Below are 248 nucleotides of genomic sequence, written 5' to 3'. Positions count from 1 at the left end.
CTTCAGGATCAGCCCCAGGGTGATGTGGTCGGTTCCCCCGGCCGAGCCGCCGGCGATCGAGACCCCGCCCGGCTTGGCCTTCAGCGCCGCGAGGAGGCCCGCCAGGTCCTTGATGTCCGAGCGGGCCGGCACCACCACCACGCCGGCCTCCTCGGTCAGCCGGGCGACCGGGGTCAGGTCCTTCATCCCGACCGGCGGCCGGTTGGTCAGCGTCGCGCCGACCATGATGGAGCCGGAAGCGCTGATGG

1 pseudogene is annotated in these 248 nt (G+C 73.0%); it reads right to left on the bottom strand.

Annotated features, from left to right (window positions below):
- A pseudogene (locus AC0IW9_RS31515) lies at nucleotides 1–248 on the bottom strand (tripartite tricarboxylate transporter substrate binding protein); the annotation flags it as partial.

Source organism: Belnapia sp. AC561 (assembly GCF_979252845.1).
Note: the sequence above shows the minus strand (reverse complement) of the source record. Positions and strands in the feature narration are given on the sequence as shown.